General features: G+C 36.6%; 27 protein-coding genes and 1 tRNA gene. All 28 read left to right on the top strand.

The features are described from left to right. The first annotated feature begins 109 nt into the window (after window positions 1-109). The 28 genes from KJ562_03240 (at window position 110) to KJ562_03105 (ending at window position 22,930) form a co-directional block, all read left to right on the top strand. The gene (locus KJ562_03240) at window positions 110-739 is read left to right on the top strand and encodes a GtrA family protein (protein MBU3964705.1); all 630 of its coding nucleotides are present in this window, start codon (window positions 110-112) and stop codon (window positions 737-739) included. 70 nt (window positions 740-809) lie between these two features. After that, the gene (dnaX, locus tag KJ562_03235; protein MBU3964704.1) at window positions 810-1,925 is read left to right on the top strand and encodes a DNA polymerase III subunit gamma/tau; all 1,116 of its coding nucleotides are present in this window, start codon (window positions 810-812) and stop codon (window positions 1,923-1,925) included. Window positions 1,926-1,970: 45 nt separating this feature from the next. After that, a tRNA-Gln gene (locus tag KJ562_03230) sits at window positions 1,971-2,045 on the top strand. 34 nt (window positions 2,046-2,079) lie between these two features. After that, the gene (locus KJ562_03225) at window positions 2,080-2,352 is read left to right on the top strand and encodes a GIY-YIG nuclease family protein (protein MBU3964703.1); all 273 of its coding nucleotides are present in this window, start codon (window positions 2,080-2,082) and stop codon (window positions 2,350-2,352) included. A gap of 303 nt (window positions 2,353-2,655) precedes the next feature. Continuing rightward, window positions 2,656-3,126 (top strand): NUDIX domain-containing protein, encoded by a 471-nt coding sequence (locus KJ562_03220; protein ID MBU3964702.1) that lies wholly within the window; start codon window positions 2,656-2,658, stop codon window positions 3,124-3,126. Window positions 3,127-3,246: 120 nt separating this feature from the next. Next, window positions 3,247-3,681, top strand: coding sequence for a virulence RhuM family protein (locus KJ562_03215; protein MBU3964701.1), 435 nt, complete (start codon window positions 3,247-3,249; stop codon window positions 3,679-3,681). Between the two features lie 84 nt (window positions 3,682-3,765). After that, entirely contained in the window at window positions 3,766-3,978 is a 213-nt protein-coding gene (locus tag KJ562_03210; protein MBU3964700.1) for a hypothetical protein, read from the top strand. 9 nt (window positions 3,979-3,987) lie between these two features. Beyond that, window positions 3,988-4,230 carry a hypothetical protein gene (locus KJ562_03205; protein ID MBU3964699.1) on the top strand — a complete coding sequence of 81 codons (243 nt, stop codon included), beginning with the start codon at window positions 3,988-3,990 and terminating at the stop codon, window positions 4,228-4,230. A 464-nt stretch (window positions 4,231-4,694) separates the two neighbouring features. Beyond that, the gene (locus KJ562_03200) at window positions 4,695-5,282 is read left to right on the top strand and encodes an RlmE family RNA methyltransferase (GenBank protein MBU3964698.1); all 588 of its coding nucleotides are present in this window, start codon (window positions 4,695-4,697) and stop codon (window positions 5,280-5,282) included. Next, window positions 5,275-6,036 (top strand): peptide chain release factor N(5)-glutamine methyltransferase, encoded by a 762-nt coding sequence (locus KJ562_03195; GenBank protein ID MBU3964697.1) that lies wholly within the window; start codon window positions 5,275-5,277, stop codon window positions 6,034-6,036. Before KJ562_03200 ends, KJ562_03195 begins: the two co-directional genes overlap by 8 nt. A gap of 126 nt (window positions 6,037-6,162) precedes the next feature. Next, entirely contained in the window at window positions 6,163-7,236 is a 1,074-nt protein-coding gene (gene ychF / locus KJ562_03190) for a redox-regulated ATPase YchF (protein MBU3964696.1), read from the top strand. Window positions 7,237-7,329: 93 nt separating this feature from the next. Next, the gene (locus tag KJ562_03185) at window positions 7,330-7,941 is read left to right on the top strand and encodes a hypothetical protein (protein ID MBU3964695.1); all 612 of its coding nucleotides are present in this window, start codon (window positions 7,330-7,332) and stop codon (window positions 7,939-7,941) included. A gap of 109 nt (window positions 7,942-8,050) precedes the next feature. Beyond that, complete coding sequence (locus tag KJ562_03180; protein ID MBU3964694.1) at window positions 8,051-8,470, top strand: hypothetical protein; 420 nt, start codon at window positions 8,051-8,053, stop codon at window positions 8,468-8,470. Continuing rightward, window positions 8,467-9,225, top strand: a complete 759-nt coding sequence (gene xth / locus KJ562_03175; GenBank protein ID MBU3964693.1) for an exodeoxyribonuclease III — start codon at window positions 8,467-8,469, stop codon at window positions 9,223-9,225. The genes KJ562_03180 and xth overlap by 4 nt, the downstream gene beginning before the upstream one ends. Then, window positions 9,222-9,722: an NUDIX domain-containing protein gene (locus tag KJ562_03170; protein MBU3964692.1), complete on the top strand. Its 501-nt coding sequence runs from the start codon at window positions 9,222-9,224 to the stop codon at window positions 9,720-9,722. Before xth ends, KJ562_03170 begins: the two co-directional genes overlap by 4 nt. An 87-nt stretch (window positions 9,723-9,809) precedes the next feature. After that, entirely contained in the window at window positions 9,810-10,400 is a 591-nt protein-coding gene (locus KJ562_03165; GenBank protein MBU3964691.1) for a hypothetical protein, read from the top strand. A 23-nt stretch (window positions 10,401-10,423) separates the two neighbouring features. Further along, the gene (locus KJ562_03160) at window positions 10,424-11,053 is read left to right on the top strand and encodes a hypothetical protein (protein ID MBU3964690.1); all 630 of its coding nucleotides are present in this window, start codon (window positions 10,424-10,426) and stop codon (window positions 11,051-11,053) included. 53 nt (window positions 11,054-11,106) lie between these two features. Continuing rightward, window positions 11,107-11,766 carry a CDP-alcohol phosphatidyltransferase family protein gene (locus KJ562_03155; protein ID MBU3964689.1) on the top strand — a complete coding sequence of 220 codons (660 nt, stop codon included), beginning with the start codon at window positions 11,107-11,109 and terminating at the stop codon, window positions 11,764-11,766. 59 nt (window positions 11,767-11,825) lie between these two features. Beyond that, window positions 11,826-12,455 carry a hypothetical protein gene (locus KJ562_03150; GenBank protein ID MBU3964688.1) on the top strand — a complete coding sequence of 210 codons (630 nt, stop codon included), beginning with the start codon at window positions 11,826-11,828 and terminating at the stop codon, window positions 12,453-12,455. Then, a complete protein-coding gene (locus KJ562_03145) occupies window positions 12,452-13,243 on the top strand; it encodes a nucleotidyl transferase AbiEii/AbiGii toxin family protein (GenBank protein MBU3964687.1) in 792 nt (263 codons plus the stop codon). Before KJ562_03150 ends, KJ562_03145 begins: the two co-directional genes overlap by 4 nt. 470 nt (window positions 13,244-13,713) lie before the next feature. Beyond that, window positions 13,714-14,091 carry a metallopeptidase family protein gene (locus KJ562_03140; GenBank protein ID MBU3964686.1) on the top strand — a complete coding sequence of 126 codons (378 nt, stop codon included), beginning with the start codon at window positions 13,714-13,716 and terminating at the stop codon, window positions 14,089-14,091. A 509-nt stretch (window positions 14,092-14,600) separates the two neighbouring features. Then, a complete protein-coding gene (gene tgt, locus KJ562_03135) occupies window positions 14,601-15,800 on the top strand; it encodes a tRNA guanosine(34) transglycosylase Tgt (GenBank protein ID MBU3964685.1) in 1,200 nt (399 codons plus the stop codon). A gap of 68 nt (window positions 15,801-15,868) precedes the next feature. Beyond that, window positions 15,869-16,120, top strand: coding sequence for an acyl carrier protein (locus tag KJ562_03130; GenBank protein ID MBU3964684.1), 252 nt, complete (start codon window positions 15,869-15,871; stop codon window positions 16,118-16,120). 104 nt (window positions 16,121-16,224) lie between these two features. Next, on the top strand, window positions 16,225-19,287 hold the full coding sequence (locus tag KJ562_03125; GenBank protein MBU3964683.1) for an ATP-dependent helicase: 3,063 nt from the start codon (window positions 16,225-16,227) through the stop codon (window positions 19,285-19,287). Between the two features lie 34 nt (window positions 19,288-19,321). Continuing rightward, the gene (locus tag KJ562_03120) at window positions 19,322-19,678 is read left to right on the top strand and encodes a hypothetical protein (GenBank protein ID MBU3964682.1); all 357 of its coding nucleotides are present in this window, start codon (window positions 19,322-19,324) and stop codon (window positions 19,676-19,678) included. A gap of 127 nt (window positions 19,679-19,805) precedes the next feature. After that, a complete protein-coding gene (locus KJ562_03115) occupies window positions 19,806-19,970 on the top strand; it encodes a hypothetical protein (protein MBU3964681.1) in 165 nt (54 codons plus the stop codon). Window positions 19,971-20,084: 114 nt separating this feature from the next. After that, window positions 20,085-20,498: a hypothetical protein gene (locus KJ562_03110; protein ID MBU3964680.1), complete on the top strand. Its 414-nt coding sequence runs from the start codon at window positions 20,085-20,087 to the stop codon at window positions 20,496-20,498. Between the two features lie 5 nt (window positions 20,499-20,503). Beyond that, on the top strand, window positions 20,504-22,930 hold the full coding sequence (locus tag KJ562_03105; GenBank protein ID MBU3964679.1) for a type IV secretion system DNA-binding domain-containing protein: 2,427 nt from the start codon (window positions 20,504-20,506) through the stop codon (window positions 22,928-22,930). Window positions 22,931-22,952: the final 22 nt, after the last annotated feature.

Genomic DNA, 22,952 nt, shown 5'->3' with positions numbered 1-22,952 from the left:
CCCACTACGAGGCCGGGCCTCGTAATTTTGTTGCGGACAGGGGCGGGTAATTTTGGCTTGGCAATAATCATGGTTTCTGATAATATAAAAGAATAATTAATCTTAAACCATGATAAAAAAGGACATCAAGTTAGGTCTCGTTATCGGTTTTCTAATCGGGCTTTTGGCTCTGCCAACTCTTAAGAATCTTGAGCAGGATATTTTGAGCAAATGGCAAGGATTCAAATTCGCTTATTTCTTCCTCTTGCCAATTATCTTGCCGCTCTTGGTTATGGCAGGATTATTTATAGCAGATAAGCTCGCAAAAAAGATTAAAGTTATTTGGCAACTTGCTAGATTCGTTCTTGTCGGCGCGTTGAATACTTTTATTGATTTTGGTGTCTTGGGATTCCTTCTTTGGGTAAGCAAAATAGACGCTGGACAAACAATCGCCTTATACGCATTTTTCAAATTTTTATCTTTTTCATTTGCTTCTATTAATAGCTATTTCTGGAACAGGTCTTGGACATTTGAAAAAGGCGGTAAAGCAGAAGGAAAAGAATTTGCCGGCTTTTATCTCATAACAGGAGTTGGCGCCTTGCTTAATGTTGGAATTGCTTCATTAATTGTTAGTATGGTTGGCTCTGGCACAGCTGTTTCCGGAAATGTGTTGGCAGGGATAATAGCACCTTTTGCAGGGGTTTTAATTGGATTTATATGGAATTTCCTTGGCTACAAATTTTTCATCTTCAAGAAATAATCAGCGAATGACTATTGATAAATAATCAACGATAAATGATAAATGATAAATAATGATTAATGATTAACTAATGGCTAACATTGTTTTGTATCGAAAATACAGGCCCAAAAGCTTTTCTGAAGTAGTTGGGCAGGAACATATTATTCAGACAATCACAAATGAGATAATAAATGATTTGTTATCCCATTGTTATTTATTTTCAGGGCCCAAGGGTTCAGGCAAAACAACGATTGCCCGTCTTTTGGCAAAAGCAATAAACTGCGAGAATTTGCAGGGCTTTGAGCCGTGCAATAAATGCCAGTCGTGTATGGAAATAAATAGCGGGCGAGCGATTGATTTAGTAGAAATAGATGCTGCCTCAAATAGAGGGATAGATGACATCAGGGAATTGAAGGGAGGGATAAGGTTTTCTCCGACACGGTTAAAATATAAGGTATTCATTATTGACGAGAGCCATCAGCTTTCAAAAGATGCAGCCAATGCGTTGTTAAAAATGTTAGAGGAGCCGCCTTCATTTGCTGTGTTTATTCTGGCAACTACCGAAGCCCATAAAATGATTCCCACAATCAGTTCAAGGTGTCAGAGATTTGATTTTCACAAACTTTCTGCTTCGGAAATAATGAAAAAACTTGAAGCCATTGTTAGAAAAGAAAAAATCAAAATCAACAAGTCGGCATTAGAACTAATAGCGATGAATGCTGATGGGGCAGCGAGGAATGCAGAGGTTTTGCTTGACCAGGTCTTGAGTTTCAGCAAGGTTGCTGATAAAGATGATAAAAAAGAGATTACCGCAGAGGATGTGAAAATGTTGTTAGGAGTGATTGATGTGGAATTAATTGTAAAGTTAGTTGATTTAATTTTTGAAAAAAAATCAGGAGAAGCAGTTAATTTTTTAAATGAGATAATAGAAAAAGGAATGGACCCGCTTGAATTGGCAAAAGCGATTGTTGAATATCTTCGTCAGACATTGATTCTAAAGATAAGTCCTGATTTGGAAAGTCCGATTTTCCTTAATCTTACGCAGGAAATAAAAGAAGAGCTTAAAAAACAAGCCCTTAAGTTTCAAGGACCAGAAATCCGCAAAGCGCTCAAAGCATTTTTAGAGGCGCAGGGAAAGGTAAGATACTCTCCGATTCCTCAATTGCCATTAGAACTGGCAATCCTTGAAATTACAGACGGGAAGTGATAGAAACAATTTATTGATTATTTATCATTGATAATTTATCAACCTTGCGGGGTCGTCTAATGGTAGGACAACAGATTTTGGATCTGTCTATTCTAGGTTCGAATCCTAGCCCCGCAACCATCTTTCGCCAAGGCTACAGAATGGTTTCACTATTATGTATTACGTCTATATACTTTGGAGCTCAAAATCTAAAATATTCTACTATGGATACACTGATGATCTGAGGCGAAGGATTAAGGAGCATAATGACGGTTTGTCGAAATCAACAGCCTCTCATTGTCCATGGAAACTTTTGTTTTACGCAGGATTCCGAGACAAGAGAATAGCCAAAGATTTTGAGCTCTATCTTAAGTCCGGATCAGGCAAGGCATTTGCGTATAAGCGATTAATTAATGTAGCCTTGAAGAAAGATAAGTGTAGGGGATAGAAAAGGTATTCCGTAGTCATCTGTAGATGACGAAGGATACCTAGCCCCGCAACTGCGTCAGAAACCCTCGCAAACAGAGGGTTTTTGAATTGAGGGGGCGTGAACATTAGAACTTTTTAGAGAATTTGTGGTAAAATAAATTCAGATGAAAATCAATATATTTATGCCAAAAGAGGAAAAAGAAATAATTAGTGCCAGGCACCAATTAATTAACCAGGCACCAATGAGTAATTAGTGCCAGGCACCAATTAAACCAATTAAATTACAACGGTTATAACAGGTCCTTATGGATAAAATAAAAATATGTCTATGAATAATGAAAATAGAATCGAAAACATGAACAATAAATTCTCGAAGGGGGTTGAGGTTGTTGTGTCTGCGACCATAGAAAATAATAGCGGAAAAATCCTTTTGGTCAAATCACCGAAATGGTTTGATAAGTGGACAATGCCAGGGGGCCATATAGAGCCAGGGGAAAGTATGGCCGAAGCCATCAAGAGAGAAATTCAAGAGGAATTAAATTTAGAAGTAAAGCCAATCACGATAATTTCTTTTGGTGAGCTTATAGATTCAAGAGATTTTCACCGTCCCGCGCATTTTATTTATTTTGACTTTTTATGTAAGCTGGAAAATGGTGATGATATAAAGTTGGATAATGAAGAAATTGCTGATTATATTTGGGTGACCCCAGAGCAAGGATTGAAAATGAATTTAGGCGAATCTTATGGAGATACTATTGAGAAATATGTTGAATATAGAAACAGAAATAAATGAAAAAACAGTAAGTGATAATTAGTGATAATTAGTGCCAGGCACCAATTAAGCCAATTAATTAGGCAGGACAAATCAAGGATTCTTTGATAGAATGGAATTAGATATAATAATCAAATTTTTATGCTTGAAATAGATAATAAAAAGGTCAATGCTGGCGAGATAGCGATTTATAAGCCAGGGAGAAAAGATGTAGAACTAAGAGTGAAGATAAAAAAAGATACTATTTGGCTTAGCCAATCACAATTAGCGAAGCTTTTTGGTTCTGAAAGAAGTGTAATAACAAAGCATTTAAGGAACATTTTTAATTCTAATGAATTAGATAGAGATTCAGTATGTGCAAAAATTGCACATACTGCTGTAGATGGGAAAATATACAAAACCCAATTTTATAATCTGGATGCTATTATATCTGTGGGCTATAGGGTCAATTCTCGGCTTGCAACGCAATTTAGAATTTGGGCGACCCAAGTGCTTAAAAATTATTTGTTAAAAGGTTATGTTGTTAATGAGCACAAAATGGTGTCAAGTCTATTTTTATATGTATATGTATATTGAGGGAGCGTGGATTTTCCACAGACGCCCTTGACAAACTATCTTGATAAGTTAAACTTAAGTTGAAGTAAAGTTTAACTTAAAAAAATGGAAAATATTATTTCTCTAAAAAATCTAAGAGAAAATATGCAAGAATACGCCCGAAAAGTTCAAAAAGGCGATTCTTTTATTGTTTTTAAGAGGTCTAAGCCATTGTTTAAAATTGCCCCGATTGAAGCTGATATCTGGGAAGGGGTGATAGATTTTACTAAAATTAGAAAGGGCGGGGTTGATATTAAAGAGTTATTGCAACGGTTATAACAGGGCCTTATGGATAAAATAGAAAAAGCTTTTAATAGATTAACTTCTAAAGAGAGGGATGTGATAAAAAAGATATTAGTTCAGATAGATAGGGGGGATTTCCAAAATTTAGATTTAAAGAAGTTAATAGACAGAGATGATGTCTTCCGTGTTCGCAAGGGCGATATTCGCATTATTTTTCGTAAAATAGATGGCTCTATCAAGGTTTTAAGCATCGAGCGTAGAAGCACCACTACTTACAAGAAGAGATAAAAATTGATAGTTAAAAATCGTCAAAAAGACGGTTTTTTGATTAGATTCAGGTGTTGATAAAAGAAGAAGGCGAGCAGGGACTGCTCGCCTTCGGAATCGGTTTTCCCCTAATGTAAAGGGAGGAGCGTTGACGGGTGGTAATGGATAGTTGGACCCATTGGGCCTCATCTGGCGTATCGGCAACGATTGCAGGACCAATGCCCATTCCATCGCATTGGTCTCCCGCATTCATTGCATCGCTTTGTCCGGAGAAAACGTTTTTGTATTTTTTTGTTCCCGTTTTTCCCGCGACAAGGGATAGGCTCGGATTTCCGTATGTTCATAACGCCTCCTTAGCAGGACGAAGATTCCGTTTTGATTATGATACTATGTTAGTGGCAAAAAGTCAATTTTTTTATTTTTAAGGAGGACAAATCAGGGGTTTTCTGGTAGGATGAAATAATATATCTATATTTAATATAAAAATGAAAAAACAGAAAAATACAAGGCAGGATTTTTATTTTAAGAAAGCCAAAGAGCAAAACTATCCAGCTCGGTCTGTTTATAAACTGCAGGAGATAAATAAAAAATACCGATTTATTATGCCCGGTGATTTTGTTTTAGACATTGGATGCGCGCCCGGCTCCTGGATGATTTATCTTGCTGAAAAAGTTGGCAAAAAGGGCATGGTGACAGGCGTTGACATTGTTGATTTGAAAATTCCTCTTAAAGAAAATATGAAATTTATCAAAGCTGACATCAGGGAACTTGTAAATGGTTTCAGCAAGAAATTTGATGTGATTGTCTCTGACGCAGCGCCTGGAACATCGGGCGTTCATTTCGTTGATGTGGCAAAATCATTGGAATTGGCAAAAACTGCCCTGGATGTTGTCAAGCAATCATTGAAACGAAGAGGAACTTTTGTTTGTAAAATATTTGAAGGAGATGGAACAGACGAATTTTTGGAAGAAATAAAAACATTATTTACCTTTGTTAAGTCGTATCGCCCGAGCGCAGTAAGAAAATACAGCAGAGAATTTTATTTAATTGCTAAAATTTTTAAAAATGAATAAATCGCAGGCATTTTTTGAAAAACAAATAAATTGGCTTTTGAAAGAGAAGTATAAGGGTAAGCTAACTGCTGGGGCTAAAAAAGATATTGAAAAATTGAAAAAAGGGGAGCCATTGGATTATATTATTGGTTTTGTGGAGTTTTTGGGGGTTAAGATTGATTTGCGGAAAAAACCGTTAATACCAAGACAGGAAACAGAGTTCTGGACAGAGGGGGCGATTAAAGAAATTAAGAATGAAAAAAAGGGATTAGAGTGTTTGGATTTGTTTTCTGGCAGCGGGGCAATCGGGATTGCAGTTCTGAAGCATATCCCTACAGCACAGGTTGATTTCGGTGAAATAAATAAGGATTTTTTGTGGCAAATTAGATTCAATATTCAGCTCAATGGGTTTAATAAAAACAGGGCATCAATTATTGAGACAGATATTTTTAAAAATATCACGAAGCAATATGATTATATATTTGCCAATCCGCCGTATATTGCTAAAGAGCGGAAAGCAAAGGCGCAAAAATCGGTTTTAAAATATGAGCCCAAAATCGCGCTTCTTGCAGGCAAAGACGGCTTGCTTTATATCAAGAAGTTTCTCAAACAGGCAAAAAAATATCTAAAGCCAGATGGAAAAATCTATCTTGAATTTGATTCTTTTCAGAAAGCCAGAATCAGCGCATTACTGAAGGAACATGGATATCAAAACTTCGTTTTTTTTAAAGACCAATACAATCACTGGCGATATGCCGAGATAAGCATTTTATAATAGAGTTGGGCTAATATCAATTTTATTGAGCGTTTTGGACTTGTACGAGAGAAGAGCCGAAATTCTATGGTATTATCTTTCTTGTGCTTCTCAAAAACTGTTTTCTCTTGTAAGATTTACAATACAATGTCTTTAAGCATAGGAATTGTTGGATTGCCTAATGTGGGCAAATCAACGCTGTTCCAAGCCATAACCAAAAAAGAGGTGGACCGAGCGAATTACCCTTTTTGTACCATAGACCCAAATGTGGGCGTTGTTGCGGTTCCGGATGAAAGAATAGACAAATTGGCAGACCTAACATCATCTGCTAAAAAAATCTATACCACAGTAGAGTTTGTTGATATTGCCGGTTTGGTAAAGGGCGCAAGCCAAGGAGAGGGATTGGGTAATAAATTTTTAGCGAATATTCGGGAAGTTGACGCAATTGTTTATGTTCTGCGATGTTTTAATAAAGAAGATGTCATTAATACGCGGTCTAAAATTGATGTTCTGGAAGACAAGGAAATTTTAGATATGGAAATGATTCTCAAGGACTTAGAGACAATTGAAAAAAGAACGGAATCTCTGGAAAAAGAATTAAAAGCCAGAGCAAAAGACAAGGATTTGGAAAAGGAAATGTTGGCAGTTACAAAGGCGCAAAAATTTTTGAGCGAAGGAGAGCTTTTGTCTGAATCTCAATGGAGCGACGAAGAAAGGAAAATTTTGAATAATTACCAGTTGTTGACTATGAAAAAGCGATTTTTTCTGTTCAATGGCACAGAGGGAGATGTTTCAATGGAAATAGCAGAGATATTTAAAAAGAACAATTGGCCGTTCTTGGTAGTTGATGTTCTGACCGAATTTGAGACAGCTGGTTTTACTGCTGAACAAAGAATTGGTTTTGGCTTGTCCGTAGAGACACAATTAGATGTCCTGATTAGAGAATGCTATAAATTGCTCGAATTGATAACCTTTTTCACAACCGGGCCAGATGAAACAAGGGGCTGGACTTTAAAGAAAGGTTCAAAAGCGCCTCAAGCAGGCGGAGTGATTCATAGTGATTTTGAAACCCGCTTTATCAGGGCGCAGGTTATAAATTGGAAAGACCTTTTAGATTGTAATGGATTTAGCATGGCAAGAGAAAAAGGGTTGCTCCGCACAGAAGGAAAAGAATATATCGTCCAAGACGGCGATGTCATTGAAATCAAATCCGACGCATAGAGTTGTGTGTTGCCAAATTTGAAATTGAGTGTTGATTTTTTTGTTTTTAAGGGTATAATATAGTCAAAATGGATTACAAGGAGGGACGTAGAAATGTGGAAGAAGGCATTGGTCTTTGGTATCGCTGTTTTACTGGCATCCTGTTTGTCTATTGTTGTGTTTGGAGATTTTGAGGCTCCGCCGGAAGATCCTGGCATTCCTCCAGACGACGGTGGCGATGATGGAAATGGAAGCGGAGACGATGATGGAAATGGAGATGGAAATGGAAATGGAGATGGAGATGGAGGCGGGTATGACGGACTGTATCCAATTGACCCCATAGAAGATGTGGAAGATGGTGTAGAAGCACCGATATTACAGCCACTACCCAAGATAGATATCGAGGGACCCGAAGTTGACAATCCGAATCCTGTGTTGGGAGATACAATATGTTTTTCCTTTCGAGTTCTCTCTGAAGACGACAAGCTTGATTATCTCCCGCCATACATTGCCTTCTACCGACTTTTGCCAGATGACAGAATCGAGGTTTTAGCTGGAGAGTGTAGTTATATGCCATTTATACTAGGAGATGACGGAGTTTGGCGAGTGTGTGTTGACACGAGTATTCTCAGCGTCCCTGGGATATATAGGGCATATATGGTCGTCCGCAGACCTGCAAACGATTGTGATTCAGAAAGCATCCTCACTATTAATGTTGGCGTTTAAGCCAAGTAGATGCGAGGATGACATGGGGCGCTTAGGCGCCCCGCTTTTTTTCCTTATATATGCGAATCTATTTTTTTTTGGTAAAATAAAGAAATAAGAAATCTCAAAAATGCGAACTACAATAACAATTATTTTGGTTTCTGGAATGGCGGTTGTTTCTTTTTCCCAGATTTTTTTAGCCGAGAATATGAACGCAATGATTGTCGGCGTTATTGTTTTCCTACTCTATTGCATTATTGGTTTTCTACTGGTTAGATATTCGGCAAGGGAATCCAGTAAAGAGGAAATTTTAAAAAAGAAAGTCCAGCAAAGGACAGAACAATTAAAACAGGGCAGAGACGAATTAGAGGAACAAACCTTGGAATTCCAAAAAAGCAGAGATGCCCTTCAAACAAGGGCTGCGGAGCTTGAGTCATGGTATCAGATGATTATCCAGAGAGAATTAGAGATGAGGATTTTGAAAAAGAAAATCAGGGTTCTTCAAGAAGGGAAAGATAAGAGCATCAATGCCAGCGATAAAGCAAGATGAAAATTATTTCCTGGAATGTAAATGGATTGAGAGCGAATTACAAAAAAGGTTTTTTAGATTGGTTTAAAAACGCAAAAGCGGATATCGTTTGCTTGCAGGAGATAAGGTCTAATAATTCCGACTTACCAGAGGAATTGAGGAAAATCAGTGGCTATAATCTTTTTTTGAATCCAGCTCAAAAGTCCGGGTATAGCGGAACAGCGATTTATACAAAACAAACTCCGATTAAAGAAACGCTTATGATTGACTTAGATAGATTCGACAAAGAGGGGAGAATCATTCAATTGGATTTTCCAGAGTTTATATTAATCAATCTCTATTTGCCCCACGGAGGAAGACAAAAAGAAAATTTGGATTACAAATTAGAGGCGTACGATTATCTTTTAAATTGCTTAAAAACGATTAAGAGTAAAAAAGTAGTTGTGGTAGGCGATTTTAATATTGCTCATCAGGAAATTGATTTAGCCCGACCGAAAGATAATAAAAATAACACAATGTTCACAACAGAAGAAAGAGAGCGGATTGATGAGATTATAAAATTGGGATTTATAGACAGTTTTAGAAAATTTAATAATACAGCAGGAAATTATACTTGGTGGCCATATCTTGCCAATGCCCGCGAACGCAATATTGGTTGGAGAATAGATTATTGCTTTGCTTCCGCTTTGCTGGAAGACAATATCAAAGGCGCTTTTATTCTTAATAAAGTAATGGGTTCTGACCATTGTCCGGTCGGAATTGAAATAACTTTATGAAAGAAAAATATATTCTTGAGATTATTAAAAAATTAGGCGAGGGCTTACCAAAGTTTTCTGATGGCAGAATTGATTATACAAACTCCATCAGCGCGCCTGTTTTGATTATTTTTGTAAGATATCAAGGAGAAATCTTACTTTTGAAGAGAAGCAAAAAAGTAAGTACTTATCAGAAGAAATGGAGCGTAGTGGCAGGTTATTTGGACGAACTAAAGCCAATTAGAGAAAAGATTCTGGAGGAATTAAATGAAGAGACAAGCATTACAGAAGAAAATATTTCTGATATTAAGTTTGGGCAATCGTATAAGATAAAAGATGATTCTGTCCATCGGCTATGGCTCCGTTTTCCGGTCTTGGTTGAATTGAAAGAAAAGCCGAGGATAAAATTGAATTTTGAACACACTCGCTTTAAATGGATTAAGCCAGAAGAAATCAGTAAGTTTGACACGCCTCCATTTTTCCACATAAGTTGGGAAATGCTAAAAGACCAGCGATAAATTCTAACTCTCTTTAAGGTCTTGACAGCCATTCTCGTTTCTATTATTATAGAAACGAAGCTGATAATTGATTGTTTTATCGAAACGATGAACAAAAAGGAAATAATTTGGCGGGAAATTCTATCTCAAGCCATAGAAAACAAGAGATTTGAATTTACCCAAAAACAAATAGCTCAAAAGTATAAATTTTCCTTGAGTACGGTTTTTAATGCTTTAAAGGTTCCTCGCAATTCTGGTTGTATTGAAACAGGAGGCAGGGGATTTAAAGTTGTTGATGTGGAAAAATGGCTTTATTTGTGGGCTACTTTCCGCAACCTACAAAAGGATATTATTTATCAAACCCACATAGATAAGAATGTAAAGAACATAGAAGGCGAAATGCCTCCTCATATAATGTTCGGCGCTTTTACGGCTTATTTAAAAAAATACAAAGACGCTCCTGCTGATTATGATAAGGTCTATGTTTATTCTGAAAAAGAGAAATTGGCTGATATAAAATCCCGCTTTCCATTCAAAAAAGGGACAACTAATCTTATAGTCATATCATCTGACGAATGGCAAGAGAATTTTGGCAAAATAACGCCAGATTGCCAAACATTTGTTGATTTGTGGAATTTACCGGAATGGTATGCTAAAGATTTTTTAAATGCTTTAAAACAAAAGCTCTTCCATTCATAAATGTAATGTAAAAAATATAAATTATGCCTGAGTTTTATCACGATTTAATAACCGAAAAGAGTTTCAAGATTCTTCAAGAATTGAAGGGCAAATTTAATTTTATTCTCATTGGCGGTTGGGCGATTTTTATTTATGCTAAAAATTTGAAATCAAAGGACATTGATATTATTATTGACTATGACCAATTAGCGGTGCTGAAACGAAAGTTTGAAATTTTTAAGAACGAACGGCTTAAAAAATACGAGATAAAGAATGAAGACATAGATATTGATATTTATCTTCCTCATTTTTCTGAAATAGCGATTCCCGTTGAAGACATAATATCAAATTATTCGCACAATGTTGAAGGATTTTCAGTGCCAATGCCGGAAGCGTTACTTGTGTTAAAACTTTATGCTTTTTCCTCGCGGCAAGGCAGCAATAAAGGCAAAAAGGACTTGATTGATATTTTTTCGCTTCTATCCATTGGCATAATTGATTGGAAGAGATATAAAAGCATTATTAAAAAATATAATTTACAGGAGTTAGGCCAAGAATTGATAAAAATAGTTTCTTTACAGAGAGCAGTGCCTGAACTCAATCTTTCTGACTATAAAATAGCCCAATTAAGAAAATCAATCTTAAAAAGTTTGGATTATAATAAATATGCCTGAATTGTCGGAAGCGACAACAATGGCCAATGATTTAAGAAAAAATCAGGGTTGCTATGTTTAATGATTGTTTTTCAACAATAAAGCGATGGACAATTGCGGAAACCCGAATAAGGGATGATTTTTTAATAAAGTTCTTGGGATTTGTCCCTTATTGGTTAAGGCCAAACCATATCACAGCTATTCGTTTTTCTTTTTCATGGCTTCTTTATTTCCCCAAAATAGTCGGAACAGGTCTAGTTCTTTTTCTAATAATAGCCGGGTTTTTGGGAGATTTAATAGATGGGTCATTAGCTAGAAAAAGAAATCAGATTACTAATTTTGGAAAAGTTTTTGACCCTGTTGCTGATAAAGTTTTAGCTGTGGGGGTTTTGTGGTATTTATTTTCCAAAAGCATTATCGCTCCCAATTTAATACTGCATATCGTTTTGCCGGAGATACTATTGGTTATTTACGGCCTCTGGATTTTGCTTGACCGAAGAGTGAAGCTTCCAGAGCCGAATATTTTGGGAAGAATCAAGTTTCTTTTTTATTTATCCGGTTTCACAGTATTAACCATTTCGCAATTAAGAGGAGCTGACGGGATTTCCCTTTATTTGGGCTTTTCATTGATTATCACAGGGATTTTTCTCTCTTGGTTAAGTCAAATCGTCTATGCCCAAGATGTTATTGGGGATTTTTTGGTTAGAATCAGGGAGAAAAAGAGCCAAAATTAGTTTAATATTGACACAATAGATATAATTCTATTAGTTATAAAAAAGTATAACTTTCAGAAATGACCTATTTTGAATTAAAGAAAAAATTACAAGATTATCCTATTTTTAGATTAGATGATATTTTTAAATGGTTCGCCAATGAAAATAGGAGAACCATAATTTTCCAATTGAGCGTCTGGACAAAAAGAGGGCATCTGGAAAGATTGAAAAGAGGGATTTATAAATTTAGCGATTATCAGATAAAAGATGTTTTAGTTTTGGCTGATTTTTTCTTTCCTTCTTATATCTCTTGCGAAACCGCTTTAAATTATTATGGGATTATTCCAGATATTCCTTTTGCCACCACTTCTATCTCTCTTAAGAAAACATTAACAATCAAAACGGAGAACTACGGTTTATTTATTTATCGTCATATCAAACCAGAACTTTTCTTTGGTCATAGAAAGGTAGACGCTGATTCCCCATACTCTTATAGGATAGCGGTCCCGGAGAAAGCGCTATTTGATTTTTTATATCTACGAAGCTTCGGAAAGGGTTTTGATCCGAAGAATTGTTTTAAGGAAATGCGTCTGGATATTGGCGAGGATTTCAAATGGAGCGATTTAAAGAAGTGGCAAAAATTAGTTTCTTCAAATAACAAAAAATTCCATTTATCTATGGAAAACTTATTTAAAGAATATAAAAAATGATTAGTGAATTTTTGTGGCAAACAATTTTAGAAGAAGGCAAAAGCTTAGAGGTTCCCGAGACAAAGAAAAGGGCTTTAATTAGAGAATATCTCCAATGTAAGACGATTTATCATCTCTATAACCAGCCAAAATCGGAAAAGCTCTCTTTTATTGGAGAAACTAGTTTAAGAATTTTAAGGAATATAGATAGATTTTCCGAGGATTTAGATTTTGATAATTTAGGTCTTTCTCACGAGAAAATAAGGTCGCTGTTCAAGGAAATATCCTCGGAGTTCAAAAAGGAGAATCTTGAAGCGGAATTCAATTTTAAGAAAACAAATAATTCTGGAATTGGGAGTTTTAAATTCCCCAAATTGCTTTTTGATTTAGGAATTACCACCGATAAGAATGAAAAATTAAATGTTAAAATTAATTACACTACACCAAAGACCAGACCAGAGACGGAAGTCGTTATTTTAAAAAGATTTGGCTTTCTTCGGCCTGTTATTACAAACACAAAAAGCTTTCTTTTATCTCAAAAGATTCGAGCCGCCCTCACTAGAAAAGATATTCAGCCAAGAGATTTTTACGATATTGCTTGGCTCCTGTCTTATAGGGTTAAACCTCATCCAAAACTTTTTTCTGAGATGAAAGTTAAAACAGAGAAAGAATTGTTTGAAAAATTAACTGATGTTTATAAAAGAAAAGTAAAATTAAACATCAAGGATTTTAAGAAAAAATTAAAACCCTTTCTTTTGGATGACAAAAATATTGATTATTTGGATATTTTTGATAAAACGATAGAATGAGCATTTTTTTATAAAGCAATGAAACCCGGACTCAAAAGAGGCCGGGTTTTTCTTGCGATTGTTTACTTAAATTAGAATTCAGAATGGTTGTGGATAACTTTCTTGACTGGTTTTGGAGATACAATACAATATATGATACGAATCAAAGGAGTACTTTTCATTATTATCAACAAACAAAAGCAAGAGGAGGTCATTTGATAAAATCACTCCCGGGATAATGTCTCTGGACGCAAGCTTCGGCTTTGCGTTTTTTGTTTATTTGATTGTTTAACCAATAGAACATAAAAGAAATATCCGTGGGCGCCTTGAGGTATCCTCCCTCACTTTCGAGGCGCCCACGGATATTTTTTATTAGATGTTGGCTACGACAGAACTATGTAGAAATTAATTTCTATTTTTGCTTTTTGGAAGGATTTGGGTTAGAATTACCGAAGAAATATGAGAGATGAGATGTAAAATATAAAATAAATATGAGGCAGGAAGATTTTGAAGAATTAGTGAGGCAGGGGATAGCGGAAATTCCAGAGAAATTCAGAGACAAAATGAAAAATGTGGATATTTTGGTTGAGGACTGGCCATCTCCAGAGCAGTTAAGGCAGGCGAGAGTGCCAACAGGCGGTTTGCTTTTCGGTTTGTATCAGGGTATTCCGCAAACCAAAAGAGGAGCATTTTACGCTAATGTCTTGCCTGATAAGATTACATTGTTTCAGGGTAGTATTGAAACAGTTGCCAAAACCCCAGAGGAAATAAAAGAAAAAGTTAAGCGAACTGTTTGGCACGAGATTGCCCACCATTTCGGGATGAGTGAAAAAGAAGTCAGAGATTTAGAAAAAAAGAAATTCAAATAATTTTATATTATGCAGACAATTAGCGGACAAGGGGATAGAGGATCAATAAAAAACAAAAAAGCCGATGTGTATCAGCTTCTTCGTAGTGCTTGCCTTCAGCTTAGGAAAACCTTAGCTGAACGGGGCTTACGCCCACAAGCACTATTTATACCTTATCATTAATCAGTTTTTTGTCAATAACAGTTATCCACATTTAAAAAATGTTTAAGAAAGAAGTCAGAGATTTAGAAAAAAAGAAATTCAGATAAAAGAAAACGCGCCAACCTGTAAAGGGTGACGCGGATGCAGCGGGTATGGGTGTTGGCCGGATACTCTCCGACTCGGTGTGGTGCCTCATTGGCTCCTTGTGTGTGCCAGCTTTATTTAAGAGGTGCCGTAACCCCTGCCAGATTCGGCTAAGCGAGTGCCTACCCCGCAAGCGCTGTTCTTCCGAGCGCCGCAACTCCCATATCGATTCCCGCTGTGATATTATTATCCTATATCATGAGATTTAATTTGTCAATAGTTCTATGTTCAAATTTGAAATACAGGAGAAATCAAAAAAGAGCAGGGCGCGGATTGGAGAGATTATTACGCCCCACGGCAAGATAAAAACACCAGCATTTATTCCAGTGGCAACTTTGGGCGTGATTAAAGGCGGTTTGAGTTCAGGGGAAACACAGCAAACAAAAGCCCAATGCCAAATTACTAATACATTCCATTTTTTAGACTTGGATAGGGCGAACGAGGTTGAGCAGATTGGCGGGCTCCACAAATTTTTTAATTTTGATAAACCGATTTTTACTGATTCCGGCGGTTTTCAGGTTTTTTCTTTAGGCAAAGGAAGCGAGTTTGGTTTGGGGAAAATCGGTTCTATTTTTCCTCAAGAAAAATCCGCCGAGATCGTTTCTCGGCAGAAAGAAAATTCTGCTTTACGCAAAAAAGGAAAAAATCTTTTGAAAATCAGCCAGAGAGGAGCAAGGTTTAAATCCCCAAGAGATGGAAGGGAAATTTTGCTTACGCCAGAACTTTCTTTTAAAATTCAAAAGCAATTGGGGGCTGATTTTATTTATCTTTTAGATGTTTGTGGCAGTCCAATGGATAGCCGTAAAGAAGCGGAAAAAGAAATGGAAATAAGCCATCAATGGTTTAAAAGGTTTTTAAAAACAGCTTCCAACTCAGGCGTGGGAGGCAATAAATCTAATCAACAGATTTTTGGTATTATTCAGGGCGGAGTTTTTAAGGACTTACGCGAACAATCAACCAAATTTGTAAATGATTTGCCTGTTTTCGGAATTGCTATTGGCGGAGCATTGGGCAAAAGCAAAAAAGATATGTACAAAACAATATCATGGGTCAATGAGGACATTGACTGGCAGAGACCTCATCATCTTTTGGGCATAGGGGACTTGGATGTTTTGGAAGAAATTGTCAAATTGGGAATTGATTTATTTGATTGCGCCTTACCAACCAGAATTGCAAGGCACGGTACAGCAATGACTTCAAAAGGATATTTGAATCTTGATGCTGGAAAGCTGAAGAATAAGTTTGAACCAATTGACAAGAACTGTGAATGTCCTGTTTGCCAAAAATATACAATCGCCCAAATTAATTTCCTTTTCAGGGCAAAAGAGATGTTGGCTGGAAAACTTTTAACAATACACAATCTTTTCTTTTTGGAAACCAAGCTTGAGGGGATAAGGGATAAAATAAAAAGCAAAAGAATTTAATTTGACAGATTATCAAAATTGTTTTAGGGTATAAACAGAACAAGGACCATTGGCCAAGGAGGTGAGTGATGACCAGAGAAGATATCCGAAAAAAAGTTGTGGGAATCGTTATGGCTCAACTGTATCTCACAGAGGAGCCAGGAGATTCAGACGACTTGAGAGAAAATCTCGGCGCTGATTCATTGGATGCGGTTGAAATCATCATGGAGATTGAAGATGAGCTCTCTATCTATCTCCCTGATGAGCAGGCTCAAGAATGTACCACGCTCAAGAAGATTGTTGATCTCGTGGAGACGATTCTCCTCGCAAAATCCTCATGAAGGCCTGCGCAAGAGGTTGCTATGGCGCTGTCAGACATCCGGTCTGCAGCGCTACTTTTTTTGATTGAAACATAAGGGAAATTGAGGTAATATTGAGCAATAATATGCCTCTTGAAAACAAAAAATCAAAATATCTTGAGCAATTGAACCCAGAGCAGAAAGACGCGGTTTTGCATAACAAAGGGCCTCTTTTAATTGTTGCAGGAGCAGGAACTGGCAAGACCACAGTAATCACTCGTTGCATAGCCAATTTAATAGAGAACAAATTAGCAGAATCACAGGAAATTTTAGCGCTGTCATTCACTGAAAAAGCAGCAGGCGAGATGGAGGAAAGAGTTGACCGGCTTTTGCCTTTTGGTTATTTAGACCTTTGGATTTCCACTTTCCATTCTTTTTGCGAAAGAGTTTTAAAAGAGCATGGATTAGACATTGGCTTGCCTACTAATTTCAAATTGCTTGACCAAACAGGGGGCTGGGTTTTAGTGAGGCAAAATTTAGATAAATTTAATCTTGATTATTACCGTCCTCTTGGGAATCCTTCAAAATTTATTCATTCTTTGATTAATCATTTTGCCAAGTGCAAAGACGAAGCTATTTTTCCAGAGGATTATCTCCAATACGCAGATGATATTAAGAGGAATTTTGATGATGGTATTTTCGGGAGTAGAGTAATGGATAAAAAAGAAAAAAAATCCCAAAAAGAAATAGAAATAGAACAGCAGAGAATAAGCGAACTGGCTAACGCTTATCATATTTACCAACGCTTGCTTTTGGAAAACAATGCTTTGGACTTCGGGGATTTGATAAATTATTGCTTGAAATTATTTAAGGAGAGGCCAACTATTTTGAAAAAATATAGAAGCCAATTTAAATATATTTTGATTGATGAGTTTCAAGATACTAATTGGGCGCAATATGAGTTGATTAAAATTTTGGCTAAGCCGAAAAATAATCTTACTGTTTGCGCAGACGATGACCAAAGTGTGTTTCGCTTCATGGGTGCGTCTTTCAATAATGTCCTGCAATTCAAAAAGGACTTTCCAGAGTCAAAAGAAATAATCCTTGTGGAGAATTATCGTTCAACCCAGAATATTCTTGATTTAGCGTATAATTTTATCCAGTTGAATAATCCAAATCGGCTTGAATACCAATTGAATCAAGATAAAGAAATTGCTGTTGAGGCAAAGGAAAAAGGTATTGAGCTTTCCTCGTTTAAAAAGATAGATAAAAAGTTAAGAGCCAAAGATGATTCAGCGGGACTGATTGAGCATCTTCATTTCGCAACCCTTGGAAGAGAAGCAGAGGGCGTTGCAAAGAAAATTACTGAAATTATGCGTAAAGACAAAGAGACAAGTTTTTCTGATTTTGTTGTGTTGGTAAGGGCGAATGATTCGGCAACTCCATTTTTCAAAGAATTAGAAAGACAAAGAATTCCATACGAATTTTTGGCTTCAAAAGGACTTTACTCCCAGCCAGTTATTTTAGACATTGTTTCCTATTTCAGATTACTTGATAATTATCATGAAAGTTCTGCCTTGAATCGGCTTTTGAGTTTGCCATTGTTTGAAGTGGGGATTGAAGAATTGGTTAAAATAAATCAATTCAGCAAGAAAAAAACCCAATCAACATACGAAACATTGCAGGATTTGCCTTTGGTGTCAGGGATTTCAAAAAACACAGTACAGAAAATTGGATTTCTAATGGATTTGATTAAAAAACATTCTAAATTGATAAGGGAGAAAAGCATAGGGGATGTTTTTCTCGCTTTTTTGAACGATTCAGGATATTTAAAGGAAATGGTAAAACAGGAGAGCGAGAGGGATATTAATTTGATAACCCAATTTTATAAAAAGATAAAATCATTTGAAGAAAGCAACCCAGAGCCAACCCTTGCCAATTTTATGATGGCAATGAATATGGAGCTTGAATCAGGGGAAGCCGGGTCGTTGGAAATGGATATAGAGAAGGGTCCTGATGCGGTGAAAATAATGACCATACATTCTGCCAAAGGACTTGAATTCAAATTCGTTTTTATAATCAATCTTGTGGATAGGAGATTTCCAACCAATGAAAGAAAGGAGGCGATAGAAATTCCATGTAAATTGGTGAAAGAGATTGTGCCGAGCGGAGATGTCCATTTACAGGAAGAAAGAAGATTGTTTTATGTAGCAATGACTCGGGCGAAAAAAGGGCTGTTCTTTACCTCGGCGGATGATTATGGAGGAGCGCGAAAGAAAAAATTATCTAGATTTTTAGAAGAGATAAATTTTAAAAAGCCAGAAGAGCAAACTGGAGAGAAAGTATCATTAGAATCAGGACAAGTAGAAACAAAAGAGAAGAGAAGAACAAAATATAATATCCCTCCGCATTTTTCCTATTCTCAATTCGCTGCTTTTGATAAATGTCCCCTACAGTACAAGTTTTCCCACATTTTAAAGATTCCGCGAATCGGCACAGCATTTTTCAGTTTTGGAAAAACAATACACAATACTTTACGCCAATTTTTAGGAGATTATCTTGAAAACAAAGAAGAAAATCAAGAAGGGCTTTTCAAAAACTCGGCTCAACCAAGCGCTAAGAAAGAGATTGATTTTTCCGAGCAATTTAAGAAGATGATTGTTTTTTATGAAAGAAATTGGATTGATGAGTGGTATGAGGATAAAAAACAGAAGCAGGAATATTTTAAATTAGGGAAAGATACTTTAAAAGATTTTTTGGAAAAATTTCTCAAAGAACAGCCAAAGATTTTATCTTTGAATAGTAAGCCATGTTTAGAATTGGATTTTTTCTTGAAAATTAAGGATAATAGCATAAAAGGCAAAATAGACAGAGTTGATGAATTACCTGATGGAGAACTTGAAATAATTGATTACAAAACAGGCAAAGGCAAAGATAAGCTCACGAAAGATGAGAAAGAACAATTGCTTATTTACCAACTGGCAGGAGAACAGATTTTTGGCAAAATGCCGGAATATTTAAGTTATTATTATCTTCAGAACAACGAAAAAATTACCTTTCAAAGCAATGAGCGAGAGAGAGAGAAATTCAAGCAAGAGGTCTTATGTAAAATTGAAAAGATTGAGAATAGCGATTTCAAGGCAGCTCCGGGTTGGCAATGCCAATCCTGCGACTTTAAAAACATTTGCGAGTTCCGCAAATCGGGCTAATTATTTATTATTAATCATTTATTAAATCAAAATTATGGTAGGCAATAAAATTATTGGAATTATTCTTTTGATATTAGGCCTCCTTATTATCTCTTGGGGTTTGTATTCATCGTATAATATTTTTAAAGGCAATCAGGCGCTTCCGCAGGTGTTCCGTTCTGATGAGATTGATTTTGGATTAGACAAGGATGGTTCATTAAGCACAACGAGCGCGCAGGATATTCAAAAGCAGGTGGAGCAGACAATAAGCGACCAATTGACAAAGATTTTTCCTCCGGGGATTTTGTTCAAATTAATGAACTTGATAAGTTGGTCTATCTTTGCCTGGATATTAATATTGGGTGGAGGCAAAATTGCAGGACTCGGAATAAAACTGATGTCCAGCGCGTAAGGTTTCTTGTTGAACAAGTGCTCGGGAAGCGAGTACTTACAGATAAATAATTATATTTTTTAATCATATTATTCACATATTATGAGAAACAGAGAACAATTTAATCCAGATAAAGAAGCTCCGATTTTTGGATAAAGATGTCAGTCAAGAGGTGACGAGGGAAGAGAAAATGAGCGCAGAGAGCATCTTGGCAGACATAAAAGAAAGAGGGTCTAAGTTTTTTGATTCAGAAGGCGTGAGAGATGGACTTAGGGACAGGGGCTTAATAGGATTATTGACTCCAGGGTTTTAATGGTATAAAGTAAGAATAAAGTCGTGTTGAAGATTTTTAATGAAGGCGTCGTTAAGAGACAGGCAGAACAGGAAAAAGGAGGAGAGCAGGAATAGTTTATAAGCTGTTAAATTTATGGAGAAAATTCCTGAAAAAAGAGAGGGCAAAGTTAGTGATATAGAAGAAATTAAAAGGCGTTTAGCCGAGGATTTTGAATCGGAACAAATAGAGACCGCTGAGAGGGAGATAGAAAAAGGAAAGAAAGAGAAGATTTCTCCGGAAGAAGAAAAGGCAATAATGGCAAAATTGGAAGAAGAAATAGAATTAATAGAGTCAACTCCGCAATTGCAGGATGAAGCCGAGGAGAAAGCGCAGGATATCAAGAAGCTTGATGCAGAGGGTAAGCTAAGGGGCCTTTTCGGCTTGGCGCAAACAAAGGGAATTCCTTTTGCAGTTGCAACTGCTCGGGCAATGGATGACGCTTATATGCTTGACATTTTTCATGATTTACTAATCAAGGATGGTTTTTATAAAAAAATTACCAAGTAAATGATATGGTTTTTCTAATAATATTTATTTTAGCCATAATCGCGTTAGGAGTCGGAATGTTTTTCTATAATAAGATAAAGAATAAAGGGCGACTTTTAGAGAGCTTTGATATGGCTCTTTTTTTAGTGACTATGCCAAAATACGAATTTAAGAAAGAGGAAATGATAGAGCAAGGAGAAGAAGTATTGATTGCCCAAATGGAGCAGATTTTCAGCACCTTTTTATCTTTGAAAACACCGAATTTTTGGAAAAGAACTGTTTACGGACCGCCAAGAATGGCTTTTGAAATAGCTTCTCAAATTGGAGGGTCAGATATATCTTTTTATGTCGCAGTCCCTACATTTTTAGAAACAGCGTTTGAGAAGTATGTTCAAGGAGTTTATTCAAGGGCTTTGGTGGAAAAAGTGCCCCAGGACTATACTATATTTGAACCTGCCGGCGCTACAGCTGGTTGTTATTTGAAATTATCTGGTCCTTCTTTTTTCCCGATTAGCACTTATAAGAATTTAGAGAAAGACGCATTAGCCACAATAACCAATACCCTAAGCAAGATTCGCCACGATGAAGGCGCGGCAGTGCAGGTGGTTATAAGACCGTTTACCAAAAAGAAATGGTCCAAGGTTGGCGATAAGATATTGGGTAATATCCGAGAAGGAAAACCTATCAAGTTGGCTATCGCAGAATCCTCCCGCTCTTGGTTGGTGGAATTTTTATTTGAATTGAACAGTATTATCACTGGCCAGAAAAAAAATAAACCAGAACAAGACAATAAAAAAGAACTGCCAGTAGATGAAAAAATTATTGAGGCCATCCAGAGCAAAGTTCAAAAACAGGTTTTTGATGTGAATATAAGGTTGATGGCTGCAGCCGAGACCCAGATAAGGGCTGAAGAAATTTTAGGCCATCTTCGAGGAGCATTCGGACAGTTCTCTCTTTATTCTATGAATGGCTTTGATGTTGTAATGGCCAAAAAGAAGCGGCTGAAGAAGCTCATTTATGATTTTAGTTTTAGAAACTTTAGTCCTATTCAAGGAAATATTCTCAATATTGAAGAGTTAGCTAGTATTTATCATTTTCCCACTCATTATATTGAAACCCCCTATATCAAAACAGCTAAGTCGGGGGTGGCTGCTCCGCCAAGCGAGCTCCCGGACAAGGGATTAAATCTGATTGGGCAAGTCACTTTCAGGGGCGAGGAAAAAGATATATATTTTTCAACCAGGGAAGACAGGCGTCGCCATTTCTATCTTGTCGGACAAACCGGAACCGGCAAAACCAGTTTATTACAGGAGATGATTCGCCAAGACATTCTTAATGGCGAAGGCCTTGGAATAATAGACCCTCATGGTGAGCTTATTGAAGCCACTTTAGCCAACATTCCTAAAGAAAGAGTAGATGATGTGGTGCTATTCGAGCCATCTGATATGGAAAGGCCTATTGGACTTAATATGCTTGAATACGATACTCCGGAACAGAAAGATTTTGCTGTTCAAGAAATGATTGCTATTTTTCACAAACTTTTTCCGCCAGAAATAATCGGTCCGATGTTTGAACACTATATGAGAAATGCGATGTTAGCCCTAATGGCTGATAAAGATAACCCAGGAACTTTGGTGGAGATTCCGAGGATGTTCACAGATGATGACTTTATGCAAAAGAAATTAATGAAGGTTGAAGACCCAATAGTAAAAAATTTCTGGTTGAAAGAATGGAAACAAACAACAGGAGCCACTCGTTCAGATATGCTGGGCTATGTTGTCTCTAAGGTCGGTCGCTTTATTGAGAACGAGATGATGAGAAACATAATAGGGCAATCTCACTCTGGCTTTGATTTGGGGGAAATCATGGATGGAAAGAAGATATTTTTAGCTAATTTATCCAAGGGACTAACAGGCGAAGTAAATAGTTCCTTACTTGGTTTAATATTGGTTTCCAAGATGCAGATGGCAGCAATGAAAAGGGCAAGGGTTAAACAAGAGGAGAGAGCTGATTTCTACCTTTATATTGATGAGTTCCAGAATTTTACCACTGACAGCATCACCACTATTCTTTCCGAAGCCCGGAAATATCGGCTAAACCTTATTTTAGCGCATCAATATATCCCTCAATTAGAAGATAAGATTAGAGACGCTGTGCTTGGTAATGTGGGGACGATAGGGGCATACAGGATTAGCGCTGATGATGCAGAACTTTTAGAAAAACAGTTTGAACCAGAGTTTTCACGATTTGACCTTGTTAATTTAGATAATTTCAATTTAGTAATTAAAATGTTAATTGACGGTAAGGTTTCTAATGCATTCAAGTTTATGACCTATAAGCCGAAAGATGGTAATTTAAAACAGGTGGAGTCCATAAAAAAGATCTCCAGTTTAAAATACGGGAAATTAAAAAGTTTAGTGGAAAGAGAGATTGCTAAAAGGTCAAACTTATAAGAAATATTAAATTAAATAATTA

The organism is Patescibacteria group bacterium, assembly GCA_018900835.1.
Lineage (GTDB): Bacteria > Patescibacteriota > Minisyncoccia > Minisyncoccales > PEYH01 > PEYH01.
Note: the sequence above shows the minus strand (reverse complement) of the source record. Positions and strands in the feature narration are given on the sequence as shown.